The sequence below is a fragment of the Winogradskyella sp. A2 genome (genome assembly GCF_046762865.1).
Taxonomy (GTDB): domain Bacteria; phylum Bacteroidota; class Bacteroidia; order Flavobacteriales; family Flavobacteriaceae; genus Winogradskyella.
This window is the reverse complement of the sequence record NZ_JBKQXM010000007.1, coordinates 30,786-52,740: the sequence shown is the minus strand read 5'-3', so window position 1 is coordinate 52,740 and position 21,955 is coordinate 30,786. Positions and strand designations below refer to the sequence as shown.

General features: G+C 31.4%; 19 protein-coding genes and 2 tRNA genes. 9 read left to right on the top strand and 12 right to left on the bottom strand.

The window, feature by feature from the left end; all coding sequences use genetic code 11:
• Nucleotides 1-20 precede the first annotated feature (20 nt).
• Nucleotides 21-1,073: a response regulator gene (locus tag ACFWV9_RS13390; protein WP_411895886.1), complete on the bottom strand. Its 1,053-nt coding sequence runs from the start codon at nucleotides 1,071-1,073 to the stop codon at nucleotides 21-23.
• The gene (locus tag ACFWV9_RS13385; RefSeq protein WP_411895737.1) at nucleotides 1,063-2,946 is read right to left on the bottom strand and encodes a PAS domain S-box protein; all 1,884 of its coding nucleotides are present in this window, start codon (nucleotides 2,944-2,946) and stop codon (nucleotides 1,063-1,065) included. Before ACFWV9_RS13385 ends, ACFWV9_RS13390 begins: the two co-directional genes overlap by 11 nt.
• Before the next feature lie 141 nt (nucleotides 2,947-3,087).
• Between ACFWV9_RS13385 and ACFWV9_RS13380 the strand changes: the two genes are divergently transcribed.
• From ACFWV9_RS13380 to ACFWV9_RS13355, 6 genes are all read left to right on the top strand, one after another.
• Nucleotides 3,088-3,462 carry a hypothetical protein gene (locus ACFWV9_RS13380; protein WP_411895736.1) on the top strand — a complete coding sequence of 125 codons (375 nt, stop codon included), beginning with the start codon at nucleotides 3,088-3,090 and terminating at the stop codon, nucleotides 3,460-3,462.
• On the top strand, nucleotides 3,459-3,758 hold the full coding sequence (trxA, locus tag ACFWV9_RS13375) for a thioredoxin (RefSeq protein WP_411895735.1): 300 nt from the start codon (nucleotides 3,459-3,461) through the stop codon (nucleotides 3,756-3,758). Before ACFWV9_RS13380 ends, trxA begins: the two co-directional genes overlap by 4 nt.
• Before the next feature lie 87 nt (nucleotides 3,759-3,845).
• Nucleotides 3,846-4,460 carry a WG repeat-containing protein gene (locus tag ACFWV9_RS13370; protein WP_411895734.1) on the top strand — a complete coding sequence of 205 codons (615 nt, stop codon included), beginning with the start codon at nucleotides 3,846-3,848 and terminating at the stop codon, nucleotides 4,458-4,460.
• Between the two features lie 5 nt (nucleotides 4,461-4,465).
• Nucleotides 4,466-5,545 (top strand): efflux RND transporter periplasmic adaptor subunit, encoded by a 1,080-nt coding sequence (locus ACFWV9_RS13365; RefSeq protein WP_411895733.1) that lies wholly within the window; start codon nucleotides 4,466-4,468, stop codon nucleotides 5,543-5,545.
• A complete protein-coding gene (locus tag ACFWV9_RS13360; protein WP_411895732.1) occupies nucleotides 5,545-6,807 on the top strand; it encodes an ABC transporter permease in 1,263 nt (420 codons plus the stop codon). Before ACFWV9_RS13365 ends, ACFWV9_RS13360 begins: the two co-directional genes overlap by 1 nt.
• On the top strand, nucleotides 6,807-7,481 hold the full coding sequence (locus ACFWV9_RS13355; protein WP_411895731.1) for an ABC transporter ATP-binding protein: 675 nt from the start codon (nucleotides 6,807-6,809) through the stop codon (nucleotides 7,479-7,481). The genes ACFWV9_RS13360 and ACFWV9_RS13355 overlap by 1 nt, the downstream gene beginning before the upstream one ends.
• A gap of 615 nt (nucleotides 7,482-8,096) precedes the next feature.
• Here the strand turns inward: ACFWV9_RS13355 and ACFWV9_RS13350 are convergent.
• Entirely contained in the window at nucleotides 8,097-10,358 is a 2,262-nt protein-coding gene (locus ACFWV9_RS13350; RefSeq protein WP_411895730.1) for a glycoside hydrolase family 3 C-terminal domain-containing protein, read from the bottom strand.
• A 374-nt stretch (nucleotides 10,359-10,732) separates the two neighbouring features.
• Here ACFWV9_RS13350 and ACFWV9_RS13345 point away from each other — a divergent pair, with 374 nt between their 5' ends.
• Complete coding sequence (locus ACFWV9_RS13345) at nucleotides 10,733-12,040, top strand: tyrosine-type recombinase/integrase (protein WP_411895729.1); 1,308 nt, start codon at nucleotides 10,733-10,735, stop codon at nucleotides 12,038-12,040.
• 202 nt (nucleotides 12,041-12,242) lie between these two features.
• On the opposite strand, the gene ACFWV9_RS13340 is transcribed toward ACFWV9_RS13345, so the two are convergent.
• From ACFWV9_RS13340 to ACFWV9_RS13320, 5 genes are all read right to left on the bottom strand, one after another.
• Entirely contained in the window at nucleotides 12,243-12,659 is a 417-nt protein-coding gene (locus ACFWV9_RS13340) for a hypothetical protein (RefSeq protein WP_411895728.1), read from the bottom strand.
• Nucleotides 12,660-13,012: 353 nt separating this feature from the next.
• Entirely contained in the window at nucleotides 13,013-14,236 is a 1,224-nt protein-coding gene (locus ACFWV9_RS13335; protein WP_411895727.1) for a hypothetical protein, read from the bottom strand.
• A 43-nt stretch (nucleotides 14,237-14,279) separates the two neighbouring features.
• Entirely contained in the window at nucleotides 14,280-14,552 is a 273-nt protein-coding gene (locus ACFWV9_RS13330) for a helix-turn-helix domain-containing protein (protein WP_411895726.1), read from the bottom strand.
• Nucleotides 14,553-14,750: 198 nt separating this feature from the next.
• On the bottom strand, nucleotides 14,751-15,077 hold the full coding sequence (locus ACFWV9_RS13325; RefSeq protein WP_411895725.1) for a hypothetical protein: 327 nt from the start codon (nucleotides 15,075-15,077) through the stop codon (nucleotides 14,751-14,753).
• Between the two features lie 166 nt (nucleotides 15,078-15,243).
• Nucleotides 15,244-17,073, bottom strand: coding sequence for a hypothetical protein (locus ACFWV9_RS13320; protein WP_411895724.1), 1,830 nt, complete (start codon nucleotides 17,071-17,073; stop codon nucleotides 15,244-15,246).
• Nucleotides 17,074-17,625: 552 nt separating this feature from the next.
• On the opposite strand from ACFWV9_RS13320, the gene ACFWV9_RS13315 reads away from it, so the two are divergent.
• Nucleotides 17,626-17,913, top strand: a complete 288-nt coding sequence (locus ACFWV9_RS13315) for a hypothetical protein (protein ID WP_411895723.1) — start codon at nucleotides 17,626-17,628, stop codon at nucleotides 17,911-17,913.
• A gap of 9 nt (nucleotides 17,914-17,922) precedes the next feature.
• Nucleotides 17,923-18,159: a hypothetical protein gene (locus ACFWV9_RS13310; RefSeq protein ID WP_411895722.1), complete on the top strand. Its 237-nt coding sequence runs from the start codon at nucleotides 17,923-17,925 to the stop codon at nucleotides 18,157-18,159.
• Nucleotides 18,160-18,245: 86 nt separating this feature from the next.
• Here the strand turns inward: ACFWV9_RS13310 and ACFWV9_RS13305 are convergent, their stop codons facing one another.
• The 4 genes from ACFWV9_RS13305 to mutS form a co-directional block, all read right to left on the bottom strand.
• A complete protein-coding gene (locus ACFWV9_RS13305; RefSeq protein WP_411895721.1) occupies nucleotides 18,246-18,791 on the bottom strand; it encodes a hypothetical protein in 546 nt (181 codons plus the stop codon).
• Between the two features lie 167 nt (nucleotides 18,792-18,958).
• A tRNA-Leu gene (locus ACFWV9_RS13300) sits at nucleotides 18,959-19,042 on the bottom strand.
• 43 nt (nucleotides 19,043-19,085) lie between these two features.
• Nucleotides 19,086-19,157 (bottom strand) — tRNA-Gly (locus tag ACFWV9_RS13295).
• Nucleotides 19,158-19,257: 100 nt separating this feature from the next.
• On the bottom strand, nucleotides 19,258-21,870 hold the full coding sequence (mutS, locus tag ACFWV9_RS13290; protein WP_411895720.1) for a DNA mismatch repair protein MutS: 2,613 nt from the start codon (nucleotides 21,868-21,870) through the stop codon (nucleotides 19,258-19,260).
• Nucleotides 21,871-21,955: the final 85 nt, after the last annotated feature.

The following is a 21,955-nucleotide window of genomic DNA, read 5'->3' as shown; positions in this document are numbered from 1 at the left end:
GAGTCATTAATACCAGGATTCTATTCAATTTCTTTTAATCGTTCTAAGTCTAACACAACTATATTTCTTCCTTCTGACTTTATAATTCCCTCGTTTTTAAAGTTTGTAAGTGTTCTTATAAAGGTTTCTGTTGCAACACCAGCAACACTTGCTAAATCGCTTCTTGATATTTTTATTGGATCTTCTGGTTTACGATTTATGTGCTCAGCAAATTGCACAATTGTATTTGCTGTTTTTTTATTAACTGAGCTATATGCCATTTGTAATAACTGTTCTTTAGTATTACACAAATCATCTGTTAACAATTCTATTAACGCAATGGCAACTTTATGATTATTGTCTAAAATACCAGAAAGCTGAAGTATGGAAATGCCCATTAATTGCGTATTTTTAATAGCAGTTGCAGTTTCCTTATGAGGTAGGTTATGCGTAAATGAAGTGTACCCAAATAAGTCATCCTCCTTATAAAGTGCAATGGTAAGTTCTTTACCCTGATCATCTAATTTATGGCACTTAACAGCCCCTTCCGTGATTAAATAAATATAGTTTGAATGATCGCCCTCACTATATACTATTTCATTTTTATCATAGCTAAATTCTTCGCCATAATCATCAAAGAAATTCTTTAAGTCATTTAATGAACGTAGTTCTTCTTCATCCTCTTCAATATACTGTATTGTATTTCTTTTATGTGCTAATATTGATGCTTTTGCAAGTCTACTTTTAAGTGCACTTAATAGTTCATCTTCTGTAAATGGCTTGGTAATATAATCGTCTGCACCCATATTCATTCCTTTCCTTACATCTTGATGTTCTGTTTTAGCAGACAGGAAAATAAATGGTATGTATTTAAGCTTTTTGTTTTTAGATAGTTTCTCTAATACTTCATAGCCATCCATTTCGGGCATCATGATATCACATATTATAAGATCAGGAGGGTTTGTCATTGCAAGTTTTAAGCCTTCCTTCCCATCAGATGCCTTAATTACATTGTAATTAGATAGCTCCAATAATTCAGCAGTATTATCTCTTAATACAAAATCATCTTCTATAAGTAATATTTTATCCGTCATACCTAGTGGGTATTTCAATTGTTACTGTTGTGCCTTTATGCTCTTCACTTTTCAAAGAAATAATTCCTCCTAAGTTCTCTAAGTGTGTTTTGGCAATATTCAAACCAATACCTGTCCCTTGTACATTAAGGACATTCTCAGCTCTAAAATAACGCGTAAATACATTGTCCAAATCATCTTTTGGTATACCTATACCTTCATCTTTAACCTCTACTTTTATGAATCCATTTTTTTGGCCTACTTTTATAAATATAGTGGAGTTATCATTGGAATATTTAATGGCATTTAAAACAATATTGGTTAAAATCAACTCAATAATGCGCTCGTCTTGATACATAGTTATGTCATCAATATTGTCAGGATACTTTATATGCTGACCTTCTTTTAAAAGCATATTGGCATTGTAAACTACTTCATTAATCACTTTGCTTAATTTAAACTCACTAAACTTGTAGCTTACATTGCCTAACTCAATATGTTCGATTGACAAGAAATCATTGAGAATAGCATTTAAATACTGTACTTTCTCCTTTATGGTACTGAGGTGTTTATCGCGCTTATTTTGCTCCGTAGCTTTCTTGTATTTTTCTAATAACATCACCGAAGTTGATATACCACTAAGTGGTGTTTTAAACTCATGTGATACTAAGGACAAGAACTTTGTTTTTAATTCATTAAGCTCCTTTTCTTTGCTTAAAGCCACGCTCAACTGTGCTGTTCTTTCTTCAACCGTTTTCTCGAGCTTTTGTAAGTAATTTTTTTGTTCCGTTATATCAAGAACAATGGCTACTAAAACAGGTTTTTCATTAAGGTAAGACAACTGTAAATGTACATTAACAGGATATACTGTTCCATCCTTTCTGACGTGAATGGTTTCATATTCAACTTTCTCTTTTGCTTTAGTCGTTAATGGATCAAAATATGCCTTTCTGTAACTTTCCTTATCCACTTCATTCTTTAAATCAAAAGGTGTCATTTTTTTTATTTCAGCCTCCGAGTAGCCTAAATTATTTAAGGCGCCTGTATTGGCCGATAAAAACAATAATGTATTAGCATCAAAAACATATATTTCGTTTAAAGACTCGTTAAAAATTGCAGCTAAATGATTGCGTTCTTCCTCAGACTTTACGCGATCCGTAACATCATTCTGTATACCAATAAAGTGGGTTATTGTTCCTTTGTCATTTTTTATTGGAGTTATATAAAGGTCATTCCAGAAGAGGGTGCCGTCTTTTCTATAATTTCTTAATGTAACAAGGCAACTTTCACCTTTTTTAATAGCCTTCCTTACTTTATTGAGCTCTTTTTGTGCTCTATCTTCACCTTGCAAAAACCTACAGTTTTTATTAATAACCTCTTTGCTGGAATAGCCAGTAAGTTTTGTGAATGCCCTATTACAATAAATTATGGGATTATCTGGCCTTAGTGCATCTGTTATTATAATACCATTGCTTGCAGATTCTAAAGCTTTACTTCTCAACATATAATCATACTCTGTTTCCTTTTGTCTAGACACATCCTTTATAAGTGCCATTACATAGGTCTTATCATAAATTTTAAAAGGATTTAATTGTACTTCTATCGGAATAATATCGCCAAGCTTATTAAGGCCATAGACGTCCATAGACTTCGCCATTTTCTTTTGTCCGTTTTGCTCTATGAACTTTTTAAAAAGGGCCTTATGGGAATCATGATAATTAGACGGTAATAAAATATTCAAAGGCTTCCCTTTTATCTCAGAACTGTCATAACCAAAAATCACCTCAGCTGATCTATTAACCTCCATAATTTTTTGATTTTGGTTAACAATTATTACAGCTTCAGAAACAGTTTCTAGTAGAATGTTGAATATCTCCTGGTCTTGCCTAATCATAATTAACAATGTAATTAGTATATCTAATAAATTTATGAATTTAGGTTTTACAATATCATGACATTTATCACATTAAAAGGTTCATATTAATAACAATATCATCTATAATTCACTAGCTTTTCATTAAATTTAGATAGTGAAATGAAAACAGAATTTTATAAACATATAGGCGCACTTTTTTATGCAATAGCAAAGGCAGATGGTAACCTTAGTTTTGAGGAATACACTAAACTAGCAGATTGTTTAGATCGTGATTGGTATCATATTGGAGCTGAAAATATAAATGTTATAAAAAAACGTTTTAACAACTTGCAAAGTGAAGACAAATTAGCAATAACCTGCTACGAATCATTTATTGATTATTTACACAAAAACCCAGGCTTATTTAATAGCGATATGAAGTCCTTAATTTTAAAAACAGCCAATGATATCGCTTATGCTTTTGCCAAAATCAATAAATCAGAATTAAACTATGTCGCAAAATTGAATATCGAATTTAAAAAAAGGGAGATATGAAATCTAGTTTCAGCAAAATCATAAATTCTCAGGTTCCAGTATTGGTAGATTTTTATGCGGATTGGTGTGGTCCATGCAAAATGCTGACGCCAGTATTGAAGGAAGTAAAAAACGAATTGGGTGACCAAATTAAAATCGTAAAAATAGATGTAGATAAAAATCAAGCCCTTGCAAATACATATCAAGTTAGAGGTGTTCCAACAATGCTTTTATTTAAAGAGGGTAAACAAGTTTGGCGACAATCAGGTGTATTACAAAAAACTGATATTGTTTCAGTTATACAAAACCACATCTAAATGATATACTCAAACATTGACAATGGTCATTGTTTGAACCTCCAATCAATCATACCTTTAATCCGTTAACATATAAAGGTATTTATCATGAGAAAAATTATCAGTTTATTACTGGTGCTATTAGTACTACCGTTGGCATCGTTCGCACAAAGTTTAGATGGTTTAGATTTTATATCTCCATTTCATGATGGTGTTGCAGCTATAAAAAAAGGTGAAACATGGTCCTTTATTAGCGAGCAAGGTGAACTATTATTTGATTTTAGAAAAGATCTAGTTGTTGCAGATATTAAGGGCAAAAAGTATCCTGTTTTTAACTCAAACAGATGTTTAATCTCCAAGAAGGAAGAAGGTATCACCTATTTTGGGTATATCGATAAAAAAGGTAAGGCTGTTTTGGAATCACAGTTCTTAAACGCAACGGCATTCAATAATGGTAAAGCGACAGTTGTGAAACTCTATAAAAATGTTTTAGGTAGAAATGATGTCTTAGACAAACAAATGATTGAGTATAATTATATGGAAGTTGCTATTGATACCAATGGTGAAATTGTTCATTATTTTGATGAAAAACCAACCCATGTAACCTTAGAAAAAAACTTCTTAAAAAAACCACCAAAAATTAAATCAAAATTTATTTCAGACAACTTAGTTGCCACTCAGAACGAGGACAAAACTTGGACTATAAAAAAGTATAAATTATAGTTCTGATGAGGTCATACCATTTAATTGTGTTTATAATTCTATTTTTTAATTGCTCAAATAATAAGGAACAAACTACAGCTACAATAAGTTCAATTACAGAATCAGTATATGCATCGGTTACAATACAACCAGATAGTCTATATCAGGTTCATTCTATTGTTTATGGTATACTACAAGACAACTTAATTGAAGAAGGTGAAGCGGTTAGAAAAGAGCAACCTTTAATGCAAATAATAAACAATTCGCCCAAACTCAACACTCAAAATAATAGACTTGCCGCAGATTTGGCTTATCAAAATTATAAAGGCGAAGCAACTCTTTTAAATGACATCAAAAATGAAATAGAAACCGCAGTACTGAAGTTTAAAGATGACTCCATAAATTACTATAGACAGTCAAATTTATGGAAACAAAACATAGGATCTAAAGCACAATATGATAGTAAAAAATTAAACTATCAATTATCTAAAAACGCATTAAAACTTCTTAAAGATAAACTTAAAAGAACTGAAAATGAATTAAAAGTTCAGTTGCAGCAAGCCGAGAATAACTATGAAACATCACTTATTACTACTCAAGATTTTACTATTACAAGTAAGATTGATGGCAAAGTCTATGCCTTGTATAAAGAACCTGGTGAAATTATAACCACTCAAGAACCTTTAGCAGCAATTGGCAGTGAAAATAATTTTGTGATTGAGATGCTTATAGATGAAATTGATATCATTAGCATCAACCTAGGGCAAGATGTGCTTATAACCTTAGATGCATACAATAAACAGGTGTTTAATGCAAGGATTACAAAAATATATCCTAAAAAGGATGCACGTAATCAAACCTTTTTAGTCGAGGCCATTTTTACCGTTGCTCCCAAAAAACTATATCCTGGACTTTCAGGAGAAGCAAATATCATTATTGCACAACATAAAGATGTCTTAACTATTCCAAAATCTTACTTAATTGATAATAATAGAGTATCCACTGATGATGGTTTAAAAACTGTCAAAATTGGGCTACAAAGTCTAGAGTTTGTCGAAATATTATCAGGTATTTCAGAGCAAACCGTCATATATAAACCTGAATAATGGTTAATTGGAAATTAATCTTAAACATTGCTAAAACACATTTACTGACTAAAGTGAAGCAAACTAGTATTGCCGCCTTAGGTGTTACTTTTGGCATTGGTGCTTATATAACCTTAGTATGCTTTATGACGGGACTAAATACCATGCTAGATGACCTTATATTAAACCAGACACCTCACATTCACATCTACAATGAAATTAAACCATCAGCCCAGCAGCCTATTAATTTATACGATAAGCTAAATAATAGCCTTAATGTTGTTCATTCTATTAAACCAAAAGTAACCCAAAAGAAGATACATAATGTATTACCAATTATGGATTATTTATCTAATCATGATGATGTCAATGCTGTTTTACCACAAATAAAAACTCAAATATTTTATATCGCTGGTTCTATAGAAATTGGAGGCAACTTAACCGGATTTGAACCAATTAAAGAGGTTGAACATTTTAATCTCAACAATTATATAATTGAAGGATCTGCAATAGATCTTAACAATATTGATAACAGTATCATTATTGGTGCAGGTATTGCTGAAAAAATGTCCTTAAAAATTGGAGATCGCGTACAAGTAAGCCCTCTTGATGGCGGTTTTTTTCCATTAAAAATTGTAGGAACTTATCAAAGTGGAATTGCAGATATTGATGCTATACAAAGCTTTACCAATATAAAAACGATTCAACGGATACTAGGAAAACCAAAAAATTATATTACCGATTTAAACCTCAAGTTATTTGATCTTAATGTAGCACCAAAACTGTCCAATGAGATTGAAAAGCAATTCAACTTAAGAGCAATAGACATCCAAACAGCGAATGCACAATTTGAAACAGGAACTACAGTTAGAAATCTTATTACATACGCAGTTTCAATCACACTTTTAATTGTTGCAGGTTTTGGCATTTACAATATCCTCAACATGTTAATCTATGAAAAGATGAATGATATAGCAATTCTTAAAGCAACAGGATTCTCTGGCCGTGATGTACATCTTATTTTTATGAGTCAGGCAATGATAATAGGTTTTGTAGGTGGTATTTTAGGACTCTTAATTGGCTTAGTTTTAGCAAACTTTATAGGGACATTACCATTCAATACAGAGGCATTGCCCACAATTGAAACCTATCCTATTAATCTAAATCCATTATTCTTTGTTATTGGCTTTAGTTTTGCAATGCTATCAACCTTTTTAGCTGGTTACTTACCATCTAAACGTGCGCGAAAAATTGATCCTGTTAAAATAATTAGAGGACAGTGATGGAAACTATCTTAGAGGCTAGACATATCAACAAATACTTTAAAAAACCTGTTTTATTCCATGTTCTTAAAGACATCAATTTCAAGATAAAAAAGGGTGATTTCACTTCAATAATGGGTAAATCTGGTTGTGGTAAATCTACTTTATTGTACATACTGTCAACAATGGATACTGATTATGAAGGCGAATTGTACCTTAACAATAGACTCATTACCGGTGCTGACCATAATGAATTATCATACATTAGAAATAAGCATATTGGTTTTGTTTTTCAGTTTCACTATTTACTGCCTGAGTTTTCTGTTTTAGAAAACGTTATGCTTCCAGCAAAAAAACTTGGAGAAAATTCTGGTGAGGAAATTATTCATGATGCCATTCAAAAATTAAAAATTCTCAATATTGAACACTTGGCAAAGAAACGTGCGTCACAAATTTCAGGTGGCGAAAAACAACGTGTGGCAATCGCCAGAGCATTGATCAATAATCCTTCAATTATTATGGGAGATGAACCAACAGGAAATTTAGACAGTTATAATGCTGAAAATGTATTTAATATTTTTAAACAGTTAAGTATTGAGCAAAATCTATCCTTACTGGTCGTTACACATGATATGGATTTTGCCAATCAAACTGATAGAATAATTACTATGGGAGATGGTAGAATTATCCGATAATTCAAATCTTTAAAATACGGTTACGAAATAGATTACAGACTTATCAATATACACCCATCAAAGCAATTTAATAATTTGTATTAAGTCATATCAATTACAATTTTTTAAGCTTTAAATTTCAATCTATATTACTGATTATCAATTTTTTATTTTACAATATTTACCTTAAATCATGACAATTATCATTTTAAAACAATTAATGTAGAACTACATTTGTAATAGCTATCTAACGACTTATATATTATTAAGGGTAATAGTTATTGAAGTATTAAGGTAGTTAAGCAGGGTACCAAATTGGTGCCCTGCTTTTAATTTTTCTTGTAGATGTGTGATGTGTGATGTTATTTAAATAAGAGTATACGTATGGTTACGTATAGATAAGTTATAAATTTAAGTTATCTTTAATATATTACTTATTGGTTATCCCTAAGTTAATAAAAAAGTGCCTGGCCGAAAAGACACAGACACCTTTGAACTATAATCAAATTAAGTAAATCTATCTGTTACTGGTTTATAATTAAGGGTAATAGTTATTTAAGTAACAAGATAGTAACTAAGGGCATCATTTTTTTGATGCCCTTTTTACTTTTTTGACATTTTCCAAATTTAATAAAACTATTTAATATTTATATTAAGTTCATTCTTAATGTCTCTTGAAGAGTTACCAATTTTAAGACTATAATTACCTGACTCTATTGTCCAAGACTTTTGCTCTAAATGGTAATAAGCCAATTCCTTAACAGGTAATTCTAAAGTAACCGTTTTCGTTTGGCCTTTCTCTACAAGTACTTTCTTAAACCCTTTTAATTCTTGTGTTGCTCTTTCAACTTCAGAATTTGGTTTACTAACATACAGTTGTACAACTTCCTTACCGTCATATTCTCCAATGTTTTCAACATCTAGAGTAACGTAAATAGTCTCACTTTTAGTATAATCTTCTTTTTCTACCTGCACATTTTTAATATCAAAGGTGGAATATGAAAGTCCATAACCAAATGGATACAAAGGTTCTACATTCTTAGTATCAAACCAACGATAGCCAACTAAAAGCCCTTCATCATATGACACAGACATATCTCCAGGAAAACTATTGGTTGCATGTGCAGGCGAATCCTCTAATTTTTTTGGCATTGTCCAAGGCAACTTTCCTGAAGGATTAACATTACCTAACAATACATCTGCTAGGGCATTACCACCCTCAGAACCATTAAACCAGCTCCAAACCAATGCAGACGATTTTTGTTTTATAGTACCTAAATCGAATGGAGCACCACCAATCATGACAACAATTGTATTTGGATTTACCTTAAGAACTTCCTCAATTAATTCTACCTGACCGAAAGGGAGCTCTAAATCTGCCCTATCTGAAGCTTCTGTTTCAAAATCGCGATTTGAGCCTGCAAATATTACTGCCATATCAGAATTTTTAGCAGCATTAATTGCTTCTTCAAGCATTTTAGGATCCAATTCATCAATTGTAGTTAATTGTTCCTGGGTTACTTCACCGACTTCTGCTACTTGTCCAACGGCACCCTTCTTTTTGGGTGCATATCTTTCAAGATAACCTTCTGCATAATTGATTGTTACAGATTCTGGCAGTCTATTTTGCAGACCTTCTAGAGGTGTAACTTCCCGTTTAGTTTTCACTCCGGCTCCAAAGCCTCCTAGTGCATTCTTCTTCATAGCATTATTACCTATTACTGCAATAGAATTAATTCCAGATGTATTAATTGGCAATAAATCATTGCTGTTTTTTAAAAGTACAACCGACTCTTTAGCAATATTGTAAGCATCCTTAAAGTGTGCTTCAGTGTTAATACTTCCCGTTTTGCGATCTTCACTTCCCATTCTTTTCACTGTATGCATTAATTGCAATATTCGTTTCACATGCACATCAATTTCAGCTTCGGAAATTTTGCCAACTTTAACAGAATCAATTAATGGATCTGCTAAATAAAATTCATTGAATGGTTTTGGTGTTCCCATTTCAATATCTAGTCCACTTCTTAATGACTTTACTGATGTATGAACCGCATTCCAATCAGATATCACTATACCTTCAAATCCCCATTCATCTCTCAACACCTCGTTTAGCATATAGCTATTCTCACATAAGTATTCCGCTCTAAATTTATTGTACGCACCCATCATACTATAGGCCTTAGCTTCAACTACGGCATCTTTAAATGCTGGTAAATAAATTTCACGCAGTGTACGTTCATCAATCTGAACGTCAACAAAATCCCTATTGGTTTCTTGGTTGTTTGCTGCATAATGTTTCACGCAAACGGCCACATCATTTTCTTGCATACCAACCACAAAAGGAACCGTTAGTTTTTTATTTAAAAATGGGTCTTCAGTGAAGTATTCATAGGTTCTTCCGCCTAATGGTGTTCTAATAATATTTATTGCAGGAGATAACAACACGTCCTTATCTCTGGCACGAGTTTCCTCACCAACGCTAAACCCAAAAGTATAAGCTAACTCTGTATTCCAAGTAGCAGAAAGTCCTCCACCTGCAGGATAATATGTAGCGAAATCATCATCTGAGCCTGCTGGTGCCCAGGAATCTCTAGAAATTTCTTCGCGCACACCCAAAGGTCCGTCAGCCATTTTTAATTCTGGCACTCCTAAGCGCTCCAGACCAGCTGTTGAAAACATACTTGTACCGTGAAGCATACCTGTTTTTTCTTCTAAGGTCATTTGACTAATTAGAGCATCAATTTGTTCATCAAATTCGTGCGTAATAGGATTACCTTGATAGCTTTTAGATGTTGCGTCTTCATCCATTTGAATTTCTGTTTTTTTTGAATTACTGCAGGACAACATAGAAATAGTGACTGCAATTACTGATAAGATGACTAGTTTTTTGTGCATTGATTTAGTTTTAGAAGTATCAAATTGTGAATTCTTGATTAAGGAATTTTCAATACCAATTAAAAGTTCAATAAAGATATTTAAACATTTTCTTTTTCAATAAATTGAATGCAGAAATTGTAGTCTGAAAGAAAAACAAAAAAGCCTTATCAAAAAATGATAAGGCTTTTGTACTGAAGACGGGACTTGAAACCTTAAATATTATTCAACTTCATTAGTTCAAATACTATTTAAAAGTACATTAAAACCTAATATATATAGGGCTAAATGGATATATGATTATTTAATGCTGTTGAATGTGATTGGTCAAATGTTATCTAATAGTTGTCTAAATAATAAATATCTATTAACTTTGACTGTTCTTTTTATATTATATGGCAACTATTAAATATCAGATTCAAAGCAAATCAGAAAATGCTCCTATTTATCTGAGACTTTCACTAGGTCGTAAAAAACAAATCAAAAGAAAGACAGGATTGCATATAAATTGTAAAGATTGGAGCGATAAGGGTTTTCCTAAGCAAACAACACCTCAAAATAAGAACCTCACCTCTAAACTGAAGAAACTTGAAATCAAAATTCTTGACAAAATAAATGACGCTAACAGCAAAGGTCAAGAGATTACTGGAGATTGGTTATTATATCACATTGACCTTCATTTTGAAAGAATAAGTGAAAACAATCAAAGTGAATTAATAATTGATACCATTCAAAATATAATTGACACATCAAGTACTAGGAAAAATGCAAAAGGTGGTTTAGGACTTTCAAAAAGCAGAATTAACTCCTACAGATCTTTGAAAGGCTTAATCATTGATTTCTCACAATCAAAGAGATATAAGATAAAAGAAGTTAATATTAAATTCGCAAATGATTTTCTAGAATACCTCATCAAGGAAAAAGATTATTCAAAAAGTTATGCCATAAAGAAAGTTGCAGACTTAAAGACCGTTTGCTATAACGCAGAAACTAATGGTATAACTATTAATCAACAATTTAAGAAGATTGAGAGCACTAAAGTTAAGAATCAAAATATAGTTTATTTATCTCCTTCTGAACTTTACACAATTGAACAACTAGAATTAACTAACCAAGCATTAATTAATGCGAGAAAATGGCTTTTGTTGGGCTGTAATATAGGTCAAAGAGGTGGAGATCTTCTGAGATTAACAGAATCCAACTTTGTCAAAAGAAACGGATATGAAGTAATTGAGTTAGAACAACAAAAGACTGGTAAGAATGTAACGATCCCGGTACTCAATACAACTAAAAATATTCTACAAAACGGATTACCTTATACAATCTCAATTCAGAAACTGAACAACTATATCAAAGAGATATGCAAACTTGCTGAGATAAATGAAATGACTGAGGGAGGTATATATGAAATAACAGAAATGGGAAAAGGAAAAAAACAAAAGCGTAAAGTTTATGGAAAATTCCCTAAGTATAAGTTGATAACTAGCCATGTTTGCAGACGAAGTTTTGCTACGAACCTATACGGCGAATTACCAACGAACTTAATCATGCAAATAACTGGTCACAGTACAGAGAAAATGCTTCTCAATTATATTGGTAAAAACTCTCTTGATTATGCTCAACAGATAGCAGATTTTTATATTTTAAAGGCGCAGAAAGAGAAAAAAGAACCTCATCTAAGTATAGTCAAACAAGCAAAATAAATTGTTATTAATGAAACAGCAATTAACTAATGCACAGAGATCGTATTTACGACTAAAGATATTAAGAGCAATCAAAAAATATCCAGAGTTAAAAAAAATCGTGGAAGAAAAATTAAAAGAATTTGAGATAAATAGACTAAACCAGGACTCTAATCTTTAATAACTATGCCCCAAAATAGCCCAGTAAGGATTAACAACCTTTTCACAAATTTGTAAAATATTCCAGTTCCTCTTCACTCATTTCGTTCAATTTATAATAAGAAAAAGTTGCTCCAACTATTAATGATATCGATCCAATAATTGAAATATAATCATCAGTGTAATAAATTGCTAAGAAAATATTTATTGCTAACAGCATGCAAATAATTATGAGTATTATTAAAGCAGTTATTTTTTTAGACTTAGGAGCGACTATAGCAGAAACCAAAAGCGAATAATACCCAATAGCACCATTTTTCAATACATCTTGAAATATTGTGTCTATTATGGCTAAATCCCACGAAAAACTATTTACCATCCATAAAATAACACTTATAATTAAAGAGGTAATGAAAAAAGTAAGCACAACGGCAGGTAAAACTAAAATCCAGCGTAAATAGTAAATTATCCGATTCTTCATAGTTAAAGATAAAAAATCCTTGCATTCTTACTACGAGAGAATTTACAATTGAATTTCAAAATAAATTCCGTGCACACAAATCCAATAATAAAAATATTGCCTTAATAAAGAGATCCAAAACCCAATACATACTTCATAGGTGACACCATATTCTGAAAACGTGTTTTTTCCATTGGGTGGGGTTACTTGTTGGCTTAATTGACTGATTGTTTTCGGTTTTATTTTTATTTGTAATTGGTATTAAAAATCAGAACTTATAACTTCTTACTCTCCAAAATAGATATGGTTTTAATACTCCAATGGACGTAAACATAAATTTCAGATATATACTATTGTGTATACTTAGACAGTTCTCATATCGATAATTTTAGTTGATTCTTTAATCTCTTTTTATTGTAGCCTTGTTGTTTAAACTTATTCTGGTTATAGTAAGTATTTCTAATGTTTTTGCACAAATGAGCCACCAAACTATGCTCAAACCTTGGTCTTTTACCATTATGAGGAATATATAAACTGCAAAGCATTTGGAAAGTCTCATTATCATTCAATCTTAGATACTTTATTGTTGAGGTTCTTACGTATTTTGCGCTGTTGTCCTCAAGACTTAAATCTATGCCTGTAATCGAACATTTTCTTTTAAGTTTATGTGTAAGGTTTAACTCTATATTTGAAGTGTTAATTATTACCTCCGTACCCTTTTTAGATTCTTGGTTAATTATTACCCCCTTATTATTTAAATCACACCTCAAGATTGAATGCAGATTCTTAGATTTTTCAGAGATTACTTTTTGTAGTTGTTTTTTATGCTTATCCCTCTTATTAGGTTTCAAATTCATCCAAAAGTTAATATTGGAGTAAAAGTCCAATCTTCTTCTAATGGATATGTTTAAATCCAATTTGTCAATTGTATTGTCATAGTAAACTATCTCATCAAAACGCCTTATAAGAAGTTCTGTAGCCCTACTAAGCGAAGCCTGGTTCACATCTGCAAAAGTTTTTATTCCTGTTTCTTTAAAATCCAATGCCTTCTTATGGCTTAGTTCAATTCTTAAAGTATGATTGCTTAATCCATACTGATCAGACTTATTGTAAACTTTAATTCTATACCTTGTATGTGAAACCTCAGCATATTGCCTATTATATCTGAATTCAAAAGGTTTACCATAGTGAAACAATAAACCCTTGATAAAACTTTGAGGACTAAAATCTATTGTTGTATTAATTCCAAATTCTATGTTTTGAAAAATGATTTGATTTGGTTCACAATCAAAGAGTGAACATAAATGACATCTTACTTCTTTGATGTTATTTAGGGTAAATTGATTTCCATTATAGCCCTTTCTGCTGTTTGGTGCTGTTATTCCTTTCAGCGAATTATACATCTTGTGTATACTTCCGATAAATAATATTCTACCTGAATCATAACTAATGATCTTACAATGATGGTACTCAGCCGTTTTTTTATCTGATATCGCTCCTGTTTTTTCTGAAACCTCTATTTCAAATTCTAGGCAATTCAATTGTTCAAGTCTATGCTTGTCTACATTAACTAGCAATATTTTGGTATAGTCAATCACTATTACTGGAGGAACTATAATGATTCAAATATTGATGTATCAATTAATTTTCAAGTTTTACAAATGCCTTTTCAATACTTGCTCTTTCAAAGAATACCCTCCCCCCTATCTGAACCGCCTCTATAATGCTACGCTTACGCCAATTATGGATGGTACTTTTATCAACTCCTAACATATTTGAAAGTTGAGATATAGATAAATAACGGTTTGGTTCTTTGGCTTCTAAATACTTTTTGAGTTCTTTGACTTCTGATTTTAGATAGTCTATATCGGATTTTAATTCTGGAGGTAGTTGCAATTGAATTTCATGTGCCATCTGAAACATTATTTTAATTATTTCAGTAAAATTCAATCTAATTAATCAGTTTTCATGTAAGTATATCTCTGATATACAATAGAATAAAAACATATACAAACAAATATAGTATTGTGTGTAATCAATAACTAATGTAATCAAAATATACACAGATAGAATTCATTTCTGCTTTCAAAAACTATTTATTGGAAGAAAAAATTATTTAATTTTTTGATAAAAAAATGTTTCGAGTGAAGATCGAGATAATTCATTATCCAAAAAGTCAAAGTTTTGCTTTATAAAATCTAAGAATTCCCTATCTGTCATTTCAATATACTTCTGTCTAAGGATTTGAAAATCTCTAATGAAATTGTCCCGGTCTCTAACAATTGATCTCTCTGATAATGTATCATTATATTTTTCCAATCCTAAAATAAATTTTGAAAATCCAATCGCAGCACTACCGTTATTTGAAACAAATTCTCTATCTAGCCATTGCAAAACCTCTACGCAATGTCTAATATCCAAATCATTTTCCTTCGCCATTCTAACAAACAATGAAGGTTTAAACTTGTAATTCCTTCGAAAATCTTCTTTTAAATTATTATAAAATTTAGCCTTATCGATTGAATCTAACCTATAACTAGGTTTAAAAAGATTTAGATAATATTTTAATGACAAATTGAGTATTGATTATATTTTTGTAATATTCTTAATTAGAAGAACTCTTATTAATGACTTTATTTATTTTCTCAACCAATTTATTAAAGTCATACCCTCTAGTAACCTCAAATAGCAGAGCTCCATTCTCCTTACACAATTGTTTTTTTCGTTTGTCCCTTTCTTGATTCTGCAAAAATGCCTCTTCACCTCCAAAGTAATCTATCGCCTCATAATGTTGTCTGCCTTGATACTCTATTCCTAAATTGTGTTCTGGAAACCAAATATCAATATGTTGTCTTCCCAGCCATTTTGGCCTACCGTGTTGAACAACCTTGAATCCATCAAATTCGTTCTTCAGTAAGTTAAATAATTCTGTTTCAGAAACCCACCCCTCACCAATTCGAGGAACTCCTTTGTATACCCTAAAGTCATTCTGCAAATTTAACACCAAGTAAAGGAAAATTTCGTGAATAACATTCTCTATAAAATAAAAGAAACAATTTGAATTATTTTTAAAATAAGATAACAGACTTTCATTATGGCTTAACCACAATCTACCACCGTTAAACAGTTTCGAAACATCATAGCCCAAATCAAACTTATTCTTAACAGCAATATACTTAGCAAAAGGTGGCTTATCTATATTGGACTTGTAATACTTATTTGCCTCAATTGTTGTTTTTTGCTTTTGATTCAGGGTTAGATCGTCACTTAAAATAAATTTTTTAGGAAATAGACTATTAACCCCATCTATAGTTTTAATATCTCCGAATAGAGAAAAGTAAAAAGAATAATTATCAGAGTAAATTTCATCTAACTTTGAATCTAAATAACCATAAAACTCTTTGATATTTTTTACAATAAAACCATTTAACTCTGATTCCTTAACAACTTGTTTGAGGAGTAACCTACCGTTCAGGATTCTTCGTTTTAATTTGAGTTCCAATTTATGAATTTCTGAAAAGGTCGTATTGACATCACAATTAACAATTAAATCTCTTAATGTAGCATATTCGCCTTTTAGATAATAAAACTCCTTAAAGTCATCTTTATTAAGTGAGAAATTTGAAAAACATTTATTTATATGTTTTGTACTACTCACAAATTCTTCTTCACTAATAGTATTATTTTTTAAAGATTTGACCTGTTCAAAATTTAGTCGATTATAAAATTGAGATATTTGGTAACTATCTCGAAATCCTTCAAGATAACTTGAGTCTAATTCTAAATATTTCTTATAAAGATTAAATCTGTCATTCTCTGTTTTAATTTGATCTTTACTCTTATAGTATTTTTCATTTGGATCATTAGGGGTTTTATAAACTCCCAATCTAACAGCATAGTTGTTTTTACTTAAATCCACATTAATATTAAACCATTGATTTTCACCACCTACACTCTTCAATTCTGGTTTCTCAAATGATATTAAGTCTTTCCAGAATCTTACACCCTTTTTAGTTTCAATGAAATCAAAGTTCAGTTTCTTTAGTCTTGCTGGTAAATATAACTCTCCAACATATTCCAAATTGCTTAAGTTTGTTACCTCAGTATCTCGAAGAGATAATTTTCCTTTAACCCTTCTTAGACTGCCAAGAGAGACCAATTTAGAATATCTCAGATTGGCATTTCCCTCAATTGTATTCAACTTCCCTAAAGAGGTAAGTTTGTCTGCAGAAGACAACCATAAATCTTGAACATATTCTAAGGAACCAAGGTCAATAAGACTATTTGATGTTATACCTAATGTCCCATATACCCTCTTAAGCCTACCTAACGTTTTAATTGAATTTCCACGAATCACTATATCATCATTTATGGAATCATCCTCTGAAATTAAATTTATCAGTTGGTCATAGGTATAAATATCTTTATATAGCATTCAAATAATACTGTTGAACTTTTACAAGTATAAAAATAAAGGATAAAATTAGTCCAAAACTACCTTTTGTAGCAATACCTTACTTACATTATAAATAATTTTGTACCATGAAGTTTACAAATTACTACTCTAGTCTTTTAAAGTCCAAAGGTATACCTAATTTAACGGTAAGGCAGTATCAAAGGATATTTAATATCATGATACTGGAAACTAGGATAGATGAAACAAACAAACTCTTAAAGTGTACCACTGATCCAAATTCAAAGGTAATTCTAAACAAAAGGAATTACAGTCTATATTCTAAACTCTATAATTTAATTGGCGATAAAAAGCCGAGTGATATTTTTAATAATTTCATAAACCTACAAGATTAATTAATTGATTTTTTATTAATTCAGTTAACTGATTTTAAACTGATTTGCTATATTTAAATATGGATAACGAAAAGCATGATCAATACCTATTTTACCTACTTATATTAGTGGTAATTATTTATGCAATAGTCATTCGATAAAAGAACTTACGTTCAGATAATGAACTAAATCATTACACATGAAAAAAATAATAATTATTGCATTAATACTTTTCACTTACAATTCTTATTCACAAGATTTATACGTTCAATATTGGGACAATGACCAAAAAGAAACTTTCATAAAGAATGTTGAAATTGCAGATGAAAACGGGATTATAACCGAGAAAAAATTTCCAGCAAAAAGCCAAATTCACTTAATTAAAATATTTAAAGAAAGAGGGTACAAATTACATAAAATCGATTTGGCGGTATTTCCAAACGCAACAATTACCAAATATCACATTTGGTTTAAAAAAGAAGACTAAACGTATAAGATGACGTTATACGAATTTAACTTACTTAACCTCAACGATAAAATGGAAGCCGTTAATCAATACGGCACATTCTTAGATAACCATGTTACAACTAAAGAACGATGCAATCTTTACGCAATTGATATGTTTTTTGTTGAGGTGGTTTATAATGCTGAACATAACAGTATAACCGAAATAAGAAGTTTTAAAACTGGTCATTTATTAGCCAAATATTCTAATTTAGATAGAACAGTCTGAAATTACCCACCGATTAAGTCTTTTGAATTTTTCATCTCATTTAGTTTATTATACAATACTCAAATATAATACCAAAACTAATAAAATTAATTATTATTCGTTAAAACATTCAAATTATCGCCAGAAGCATATTCCCCATTTACGATAAAATGTGTTGACCTATAATCCATTTTATACACTTTGCTTAATCCTGATAACGAATGCTTTGCAATAACTGTAATTCTAACATACGAAGAGTCATTATCCCACATATCTTCAATTCTATCTTCAGTTCTAACTCGTACTGCATGTAAATTGAAAACATCACGTTTAGATTTTACAGGGATATAAGCGAAATAACTATCTTTTAAAGTTAAATCTATTTCTTGAATATTATTTCCACCACCTCTAAACTTATGGAAGGTCAGCTCCACTCTCACATCAAAAATTTCACTCTTTGTTTTATTAATAAACTTAAAAAAATAATTTGTTTCTCCGTCAAACACACATTTACTTATTCTTTCAGCAATTATAAGATTTGGAACCTTTCTTTTCAAATACAGTGTTAGAAATACATAAGATGCAAATGCGCCTGATATTATACCTATCAATAAACTAATTAATGTTCCAATAAAAAATTCGTTAGTCCACATATTTAATAGTTTGGATAAATATAATCCAAAAACCTAAATTAATCCAATTCTTACATAATCTAAAGTATGTAATTCTCACTTTTTAAACTTGTTGTCTAAATATAGTCTATATTTAAAAATAAAAAACCGTAACACTCTATGAATAAAGTAATTACGGTTTTTACTTGTACTGAAGACGGGACTTGAACCCGTACGTCCTAATGGACATTGGATTTTAAGTCCAACGTGTCTACCAATTCCACCACTTCAGCATCTAGGTTACACACTGTAACCCAATTGGTATATATTTTATAGAGCGAAAGACGGGATTTGAACCCGCGACCCTCACCTTGGCAAGGTGATGCTCTACCCCTGAGCTACTTTCGCGTAGTCTTTTGAAAGAACATATTCGCTGTAAAAGCGGATGCAAATTTAAAATATTTCTTAGAAAAGCAAAGCCTTTTTTTTAAAATAAATAGAAATTAAATTAAGCTTGTTTTTTCTTAACTAGCATACGCTTTATTTCGTTGAGCTTCATCAAAGCTTCAACAGGAGTCAGGGTATCAATATCTGTATGTAATATTTCGTCTTTTATTTCTTCTAGCAATGGATCGTCTAGGTTAAAGAAGCTCAACTGCAAATCATCTTTTAATGACTTTACTTTATCCGTCAATTCTTCACTAGAATGTGATTTCTCCAATTTAGATAATATTTTATTTGCGCGTCTAATCACTTGTTGAGGCATACCAGCCATTTTTGCTACATGTATACCAAAACTGTGTTCACTACCTCCTTCAACTAACTTACGAACAAAAAGAACGTTGTCTTTTAACTCTTTTACTGAAACATTGAAATTCTTAATTCTACTGAAGGTCTCAGACATTTCATTAAGCTCATGATAATGCGTAGCAAAAAGCGTCTTTGGACGTGCAGGGTGTTCGTGTAAATACTCACTAATTGCCCAAGCAATAGATATACCATCGTAAGTGCTTGTGCCTCGACCGATTTCATCTAATAACACTAAACTTCGCTCAGAAATATTATTAAGAATAGATGCCGTTTCATTCATCTCTACCATAAAGGTTGATTCGCCCATTGAAATATTATCACTGGCACCAACCCGCGTAAATATTTTATCTACAAGTCCAATTCTAGCTTCTCTAGCAGGAACAAAACTACCAATCTGCGCCAACAACACTATCAATGCAGTCTGTCTTAGTATCGCTGATTTACCAGACATATTAGGACCTGTAATCATTATAATTTGCTGAGTTTCTCTATCGAGATAGACGTCATTAGCTATATAAGGTTCACCAAGCGGTAATTGTTTTTCAATTACTGGATGACGACCATCTTTAATTTCTAGATCAAAGCTATCATCAATAGTTGGATAATAGTATTTATTAGACTTTGCTAAACTTGAAAATCCACAAAGACAATCTAGTTGACCAATCAGTTGCGCATTCTGTTGTACCTTAATAATAAACTGATGCATCCAAAGTACTAACTCTGAAAATAGTTGTTGTTCAATGGCTAAAATGCGCTCTTCGGCCCCAAGAATTTTAGCCTCGTATTCTTTGAGTTCTTCAGTGATGTAGCGTTCTGCATTGACTAAAGTTTGCTTTCTTATCCACTCTTCCGGCACTTTATCTTTATGCGAATTACGCACTTCTATGTAATAACCGAACACATTATTTGAGGCTATCTTTAGAGAGGTTATACCAGTGCGTTCACTTTCGCGTTGCAACATAGCATCTAGATAATCTTTACCTGATTTAGATAAACCTCTAAGCTCATCTAATTCTTGTGAAAAACCTTCAGCAATTGTATTTCCTTTAAGGACATTAACAGGCGCTTCTTCATTTAAGGTCTGCTTAATCTTATCTCTTAACAAATCGCAATTATTAAGATTAGCACCAATTACTTTTAAGGCTTCGTTATCACACGTTTCAGCCAATGACTTGATAGGGACAACAGCTTCCAAGGAATTTTTAAGCTGAATCACTTCTCTTGGACTCACCTTGGTTGTAGCTATCTTAGAAATTAAGCGCTCAATATCACCAATGTGTTTTATTTGCCCTTGAATCTTTTGAAGTACAGCTTCATTATCCAATAAATACTGAACAACTTCGTGACGCTGTTTTATCTTATCGGCATGTTTTAGCGGTAAAGCCAACCAACGCTTTAATGTACGCCCTCCCATTGCAGAAATGGTCTTATCAATTACATTTATTAGTGTAACTGCATTGGCATTGGTAGAATGGTATAATTCTAAATTTCGGATGGTAAACTTATCCATCCACACATAATCATCAGTGGCAATCCTTGAAATTGTAGCTATATGTTCTAGCTTATTGTGACGTGTTTCACTTAAGTAATGTAGTACCACACCAGAAGCAATAATACCTTCATATAAATCTTCAATCCCAAAGCCTTTCAAGGTAGTTGTATTGAAGTGCTTGGTTAATGTTTCGTGTGCGTAATCTGCCTGAAATACCCAATCTTCCAAATAGAAAGTATGAAAATCATTACCAAAAGTCTCTGCAAATTCTTTGCGATATTGCTTAGAAATTAATACTTCACTTGGATTAAAATTCTGAAGGAGTTTATCAACATATTCGGCATCACCTTGTGAGGTTAAAAACTCTCCTGTAGAAATATCTAAAAAAGAAACGCCAATATATTTTTTATCAAAATGAACTGCACACAAAAAATTGTTGGATTTTGAATGCAATATATCATCATTCAATGCTACACCAGGTGTTACTAACTCAGTTACACCACGTTTCACAATGGTCTTGGTTTGTTTTGGATCTTCTAACTGATCACAAATAGCAACGCGCTCACCTGCTCTCACCAATTTAGGTAAATAGGTGTTTAGGGAATGGTGCGGGAAACCAGCGAGTTCTGTTTCACTTTCACTACCTGCTCCACGTTTAGTGAGGATTATATCTAAAATCTTAGATGCCTTTGCAGCATCACTCCCAAAGGTCTCATAGAAATCACCAACCCTAAAAAGCAATAAAGCATCAGGATATTTAACCTTGATCGCATTATATTGCTTCATTAATGGTGTTACTTTTTTTACCTTTTTAGCCAAGAGATTTACGTATTTTTGTCGAAAATGTAAGAGTGCTAATTTAGCTAAATAGCCTTGTTTTATAAAAGAAAAGTAAAATAAGTTA

Bases quoted from the DNA above. Each gene is read 5' to 3' on its own strand.
- ACFWV9_RS13305 (WP_411895721.1), bottom strand. From the start codon at position 18,791: ATGTGGACTAACGAATTTTTTATTGGAACATTAATTAGTTTATTGATA.
- trxA (WP_411895735.1), top strand. From the start codon at position 3,459: ATGAAATCTAGTTTCAGCAAAATCATAAATTCTCAGGTTCCAGTATTG.
- ACFWV9_RS13325 (WP_411895725.1), bottom strand. From the start codon at position 15,077: ATGGCGAAGGAAAATGATTTGGATATTAGACATTGCGTAGAGGTTTTG.
- ACFWV9_RS13330 (WP_411895726.1), bottom strand. From the start codon at position 14,552: ATGGCACATGAAATTCAATTGCAACTACCTCCAGAATTAAAATCCGAT.
- ACFWV9_RS13370 (WP_411895734.1), top strand. From the start codon at position 3,846: ATGAGAAAAATTATCAGTTTATTACTGGTGCTATTAGTACTACCGTTG.
- ACFWV9_RS13345 (WP_411895729.1), top strand. From the start codon at position 10,733: ATGGCAACTATTAAATATCAGATTCAAAGCAAATCAGAAAATGCTCCT.
- ACFWV9_RS13350 (WP_411895730.1), bottom strand. From the start codon at position 10,358: ATGCACAAAAAACTAGTCATCTTATCAGTAATTGCAGTCACTATTTCT.
- ACFWV9_RS13385 (WP_411895737.1), bottom strand. From the start codon at position 2,946: ATGATTAGGCAAGACCAGGAGATATTCAACATTCTACTAGAAACTGTT.
- ACFWV9_RS13390 (WP_411895886.1), bottom strand. From the start codon at position 1,073: ATGACGGATAAAATATTACTTATAGAAGATGATTTTGTATTAAGAGAT.
- ACFWV9_RS13320 (WP_411895724.1), bottom strand. From the start codon at position 17,073: ATGCTATATAAAGATATTTATACCTATGACCAACTGATAAATTTAATT.
- ACFWV9_RS13355 (WP_411895731.1), top strand. From the start codon at position 6,807: ATGGAAACTATCTTAGAGGCTAGACATATCAACAAATACTTTAAAAAA.
- ACFWV9_RS13380 (WP_411895736.1), top strand. From the start codon at position 3,088: ATGAAAACAGAATTTTATAAACATATAGGCGCACTTTTTTATGCAATA.
- ACFWV9_RS13310 (WP_411895722.1), top strand. From the start codon at position 17,923: ATGACGTTATACGAATTTAACTTACTTAACCTCAACGATAAAATGGAA.
- ACFWV9_RS13360 (WP_411895732.1), top strand. From the start codon at position 5,545: ATGGTTAATTGGAAATTAATCTTAAACATTGCTAAAACACATTTACTG.
- ACFWV9_RS13365 (WP_411895733.1), top strand. From the start codon at position 4,466: ATGAGGTCATACCATTTAATTGTGTTTATAATTCTATTTTTTAATTGC.
- ACFWV9_RS13315 (WP_411895723.1), top strand. From the start codon at position 17,626: ATGAAAAAAATAATAATTATTGCATTAATACTTTTCACTTACAATTCT.
- ACFWV9_RS13340 (WP_411895728.1), bottom strand. From the start codon at position 12,659: ATGAAGAATCGGATAATTTACTATTTACGCTGGATTTTAGTTTTACCT.